Origin of the sequence: Streptococcus sp. A12 (assembly GCF_905372335.1) — a bacterium.
Classification (GTDB): Bacteria; Bacillota; Bacilli; order Lactobacillales; family Streptococcaceae; genus Streptococcus.
In genome coordinates, this window is record NZ_CAJPOU010000076.1 from 1 (window position 1) to 5,523 (window position 5,523).

4 protein-coding genes are annotated in these 5,523 nt (G+C 41.7%); all 4 read left to right on the top strand.

What is annotated here, in order from left to right:
* A partial coding sequence (dnaE, locus tag QZ158_RS07615) for a DNA polymerase III subunit alpha (protein ID WP_293887308.1) occupies positions 1–2,006 on the top strand: 2,006 nt, incomplete at its 5' end.
* 84 nt (positions 2,007–2,090) lie between these two features.
* Positions 2,091–3,104: a 6-phosphofructokinase gene (pfkA, locus tag QZ158_RS07620; protein WP_293887310.1), complete on the top strand. Its 1,014-nt coding sequence runs from the start codon at positions 2,091–2,093 to the stop codon at positions 3,102–3,104.
* A gap of 60 nt (positions 3,105–3,164) precedes the next feature.
* Positions 3,165–4,670 carry a pyruvate kinase gene (gene pyk / locus QZ158_RS07625; protein WP_293887312.1) on the top strand — a complete coding sequence of 502 codons (1,506 nt, stop codon included), beginning with the start codon at positions 3,165–3,167 and terminating at the stop codon, positions 4,668–4,670.
* 148 nt (positions 4,671–4,818) lie between these two features.
* Positions 4,819–5,376, top strand: coding sequence for a signal peptidase I (gene lepB, locus QZ158_RS07630; protein ID WP_293887314.1), 558 nt, complete (start codon positions 4,819–4,821; stop codon positions 5,374–5,376).
* The last annotated feature ends 147 nt before the right edge of the window (positions 5,377–5,523 follow it).

Below are 5,523 nucleotides of genomic sequence, written 5' to 3' on the forward strand. Positions count from 1 at the left end.
TGGCTCAAATTGTGACCTTCTCAACTTTTGGAGCCAAACAAGCCATTCGAGATGTTTTTAAGAGATTTGGAACCCCAGAGTATGAGTTAACCAACCTCACCAAGCGGATTGGCTTACGGGATACCTTGGCTTCCGCTTATGAAAAGAATTTAGCTTTTCGCCAAGCCATCCAAAGTCGTCCAGAATACCGGAAGGGCTTTGAAATTGCGAAGAGGATTGAAGGGCAACCACGTCAGACGTCGATTCATGCGGCAGGAGTCGTCATGAGTGGAGAAGATCTCACCAATCAAATCCCGATCAAGATGGGCGAGGAGATGAATCTGACCCAATATGATGCCCATGGTGTTGAGGCAAATGGTCTGCTCAAGATGGACTTCTTAGGACTCCGAAATTTGACTTTTGCTCAACGGATGCAGGAAGCAGTAAAGGAAAAATATCAAAAGGATATTAAAATCGAGGATATTCCTCTAGAAGATCCGGAAACGATTGCTTTGTTTGCTGCGGGAAATACCAAGGGAATCTTCCAGTTTGAGCAAGCAGGAGCTATCCGTTTATTAAGACGGGTTCAACCCAACTGTTTTGAGGAGATTGTTGCGACCACATCTTTGAACCGGCCTGGGGCTAGTGACTATATTGATAATTTCGTCAAACGCAAGCATGGCAAAGAGAAGGTCGATATGATTGATCCTAGTTTGGAAGGGATTCTAGCACCAACTTATGGCATCATGCTCTATCAGGAGCAAGTCATGCAGGTTGGACAGACCTTTGCTGGCTTTAGTCTAGGAAAAGCCGATATCCTCAGACGGGCCATGGGGAAAAAGAATGTGGCAGAAATGCATCGGATGGAAGATGACTTTATCAAGGGGGCTGTCGCGCTTGGGCACAGTACAGAAAAAGCCAAGCAAGTCTTTGCCATTATGGAAAAATTTGCTGGCTATGGCTTCAACCGTTCCCATGCCTATGCCTACTCAGCCTTGGCCTTCCAATTGGCTTACTTTAAAGTCCATTATCCAGATGTCTTCTTTGACATTATGCTCAACTACTCTAGTAGTGATTATTTGACCGATGCGCTGCAATTTGATTTCCAAGTAGCTCCTTTGACCATTAATACCATTCCTTATAAGGATAAGTTCCAAGATCAGAAGATTTATCTAGGAATGAAAAATATCAAAGGTCTGCCAAAAGATCTAGCCTATTGGATTATTGACCAACGCCCCTTTGAGAGCATAGAAGATTTTATCTTGCGCTTGCCAAGCCAATACCACAAACTTCCTCTTTTAACTCCTTTGGTAGAATTGGGCTTGTTTGACTGCTTTGAAAAGAATCGCAGAAAAGTCCTTCAGAACCTTCCCAACCTATTTGTTTTTGCGGATGAATTGGGTAGCTTATTTGGTCAAGCTAATTATTCCTGGATGGATGCTGAGGATTATAGCAAGGCGGAGAAGTATGAAATGGAGCAGAGGGTCATTGGGGTCGGTCTCAGCCCTCATCCTCTGGTGGAAATAGTAGCAGCAAGTAGCAAACCGACTCGACCAATCGCTTCTTTAAGCGAAGGAGAACAGGCCACCATCTTGGTTGAAGTCCAATCAATCCGGACAATCCGAACCAAAAATGGAGAAAATATGGCCTTTTTACAAGTTTCCGATCTCCAAAAGAAGATGGATGTCACCCTTTTTCCTGATACTTATCGCCACTATAGCTCAAAAATAAGAGAGAAGGGCTACTACTATCTCAAAGGAAAAGTGCAATCTAGAGATGGTCGTCTTCAGATGGTTTTAATGGAAGCAGAAGAAGCCACCAATCAGCGTTTTTGGATTCAATTGTTTGATCACCAAGAGGACCGGGCAGTCTTAGATATCTTAAAAGCTTATCCAGGTCCTTATCCTGTCGTTATTCGCTATGAAGAGGAGAAAAAGACCATTCAATTAAAAGGAGTTTCTGTCCAGAAAAACGAGAAGTTAGAAAATGAGCTGGCAAGTATTGCTATGAAAACGATTTATCGATAAAATCTACGGAAAATAGGAGAAATTTGAGCCTCTTTGTGTTATAATCATTTAGAATGTAAAAGAAAAAAAGGAGCAAATATCGAAATGAAACGTATTGCTGTTTTAACCAGTGGTGGAGATGCCCCTGGAATGAATGCTGCTATCCGTGCAGTTGTTCGCCAAGCAATTTCTGAAGGAATGGAAGTATTTGGTATCTATAATGGATACGCTGGTATGGTTGCCGGTGATATCCATCAATTAGATGCTTCATCAGTTGGAGATATTATTTCTCGTGGTGGAACGATGCTTCATTCAGCTCGCTATCCTGAATTTGCTGAACGCGAAGGTCAATTAAAAGGGATCGAGCAGTTGAAAAAACATGGAATCGAAGGTGTTGTCGTTATCGGTGGTGATGGATCATACCACGGAGCGATGCGTTTGACTGAACATGGCTTCCCAGCTGTAGGACTTCCTGGAACAATTGATAATGATATCGTTGGTACAGATTTTACAATTGGGTTTGATACAGCTGTTACAACTGTTATGGATGCGATTGATAAGATCCGCGATACTTCATCTAGTCACCACCGTACTTTCGTTATCGAAGTAATGGGACGTCATGCCGGGGATATCGCCCTTTGGTCTGGTATTGCTTCTGGTGCGGATGAAATTATCATTCCAGAAGAAAGCTTTGCTATCGAAGATGTCGTTGAGAGTATCAAGAAGGGCTACGAAAAAGGTCGTACACACAACATTATCGTTCTTGCTGAAGGTGTGATGTCTGCTGCTGAATTTGGTAAAGCCTTGAAAGACGCTGGAGATACAAGCGATCTTCGTGTAACAGAACTTGGACATATCCAACGTGGTGGTTCACCAACTGCGCGTGACCGTGTTCTTGCTTCACGTTTGGGTGCACATGCTGTTAAGTTGTTGAAAGCTGGTATCGGTGGCGTAGCTGTTGGTATCCGCAATGAACAAATGGTGGAAAACCCAATTCTTGGTAGTGCAGAAGAAGGTGCCCTCTTTAGCTTAACTGAAGATGGTAAGATTAAAGTGAACAACCCTCACAAGGCTGACTTGAACCTTGCGGAGTTGAACCGTAGCTTATCTTCTATTTAATATTTATTTGTTAAAATTTGTCTAAAAAGACAGTGTATTTTAAAAGGAGTCATAGAAATCATGAACAAACGTGTAAAAATCGTTGCAACCTTAGGTCCTGCGGTAGAAATCCGTGGTGGTAAAAAATTTGGTGATGATGGATATTGGGGTGAAAAACTTGACGTTGAAGCTTCAGCACAAAACATTGCTAAATTGATCGAAGCTGGTGCCAACACTTTCCGTTTCAACTTCTCACACGGTGACCACCAAGAACAAGGTGATCGTATGGCAACAGTTAAACGTGCAGAAGAAATCGCTGGTAAAAAAGTTGGTTTCCTTCTTGATACAAAAGGTCCAGAAATCCGTACAGAATTGTTCGAAGGCGATGCAAAAGAGTACTCTTACAAAACTGGTGAAAAAATCCGTGTTGCAACTAAACAAGGAATCAAATCAACTCGTGATGTGATTGCTTTGAACGTTGCTGGTGCCCTTGATATCTACGATGATGTTGAAGTTGGTCACCAAGTTTTGGTTGACGATGGTAAATTGGGTCTTCGTGTTTTCGCAAAAGACGATGCAACTCGTGAATTTGAAGTAGTCGTTGAAAATGACGGTATCATTGCTAAGCAGAAAGGTGTCAACATCCCTAACACTAAAATTCCTTTCCCAGCTCTTGCTGAACGTGATAACGATGATATCCGTTTCGGTTTGGAACAAGGTATCAACTTCATCGCGATTTCATTCGTACGTACTGCAAAAGACGTCGACGAAGTTCGTGCAATCTGTGAAGAAACTGGTAATGGTCACGTTCAATTGTTTGCGAAAATCGAAAACCAACAAGGTATCGATAACTTGGATGAAATCATTGAAGCTGCTGACGGTATCATGATCGCTCGTGGTGACATGGGTATCGAAGTACCATTCGAAATGGTTCCAGTTTACCAAAAAATGATCATCACTAAAGTGAACGCAGCAGGTAAAGTTGTTATCACAGCAACAAACATGCTTGAAACAATGACTGAAAAACCACGTGCAACTCGTTCAGAAGTATCAGACGTATTTAACGCTGTTATCGACGGAACTGACGCTACAATGCTTTCAGGTGAGTCTGCAAACGGTAAATACCCACTTGAGTCAGTAACAACAATGGCTACAATTGACAAGAACGCACAAACTCTTCTTAACGAATACGGACGTTTGAACTCAGATACATTCGAACGTAACTCTAAGACAGAAGTTATGGCTTCAGCTGTTAAAGACGCTACTAACTCAATGAACATCAAATTGGTTGTTACCCTTACTAAGACTGGTCACACAGCTCGCTTGATTTCTAAATACCGTCCAAATGCTGATATCTTGGCATTGACATTCGACGAATTGACAGAGCGTGGATTGATGTTGAACTGGGGTGTTATCCCAATGTTGACTGAAGCTCCATCATCAACTGACGATATGTTCGAAATCGCAGAACGTAAAGCAGTAGAAGCAGGTCTTGTACAATCTGGTGACGATATCGTAATCGTTGCAGGTGTGCCACTTGGTGAAGCTGTTCGTACAAATACTATGCGTATCCGCACAGTACGTTAATCTAACCAATGAACAAACCTTGTTCTCTAAGTTTAAATGCTTGGAGGCAAGGTTTTTTTAGTGCAAGTTTCTGACAATTTGGGAATGTGGGCCTTTTTTATTGTCTAATAAAATGGTATAATGGAATGAACTGAAAGGGGGGATAGGAATGTCGAAAAGGGATTTGATTCGGAATATTATCATCATTGGAATATTGGGCTTGGTACTCCTTACTTTGCGCCTATTTGTTTTTCAACCATTGTGGGTATCTGATCAAATGGCCAATGCCTCCGTTAAGAAAGATGATTTAGTATTAGCGACTAAAAAGGGGAAGATTGATCGAACAGACTTGGTCCTCTATCATGTAAAAGAGAAACAATATCTTGGACGTGTCATTGCGATAGAGAGCGATGAGGTCAGCTATGTGGATGATGTCTTTTATCTGAATGGTGTAGCTAGAGCAGAGCCATATTTGGACAAGATGAAGACCAAACATTTGGCAGCCCCAAGTGGCGATTATTTTACAAATGATTTTTTCTCTAGAGAACTTAAGGGAACCAAGGCTGGTAAAGTACCAAGTCATAGTTACTTAGTCCTAAATGATGATCGCAATAATACCAAAGACAGTCGTGAATTTGGTTATATTCAAGCAGATCAGATTGAGGGTGTTGTCGATTTCAGATTGTACCCCCTAAATAAATTTGGTTTTATTAAAGAAGAAGAATAGTCCGGAAGGGCTATTTTTTCTTACAAAAAACTACTGCAGAAAGGAGGCACTGCACCCCAATGATGGGACAAGAGAAAAACCCTCTTATGCGACCAGTTTTCTGTAATCTACAGGAGACTGGTCATTTAATCTCTGTTGAATTCTAGT

Bases quoted from the DNA above. Each gene is read 5' to 3' on its own strand.
- pfkA (WP_293887310.1), top strand. From the start codon at position 2,091: ATGAAACGTATTGCTGTTTTAACCAGTGGTGGAGATGCCCCTGGAATG.
- pyk (WP_293887312.1), top strand. From the start codon at position 3,165: ATGAACAAACGTGTAAAAATCGTTGCAACCTTAGGTCCTGCGGTAGAA.
- lepB (WP_293887314.1), top strand. From the start codon at position 4,819: ATGTCGAAAAGGGATTTGATTCGGAATATTATCATCATTGGAATATTG.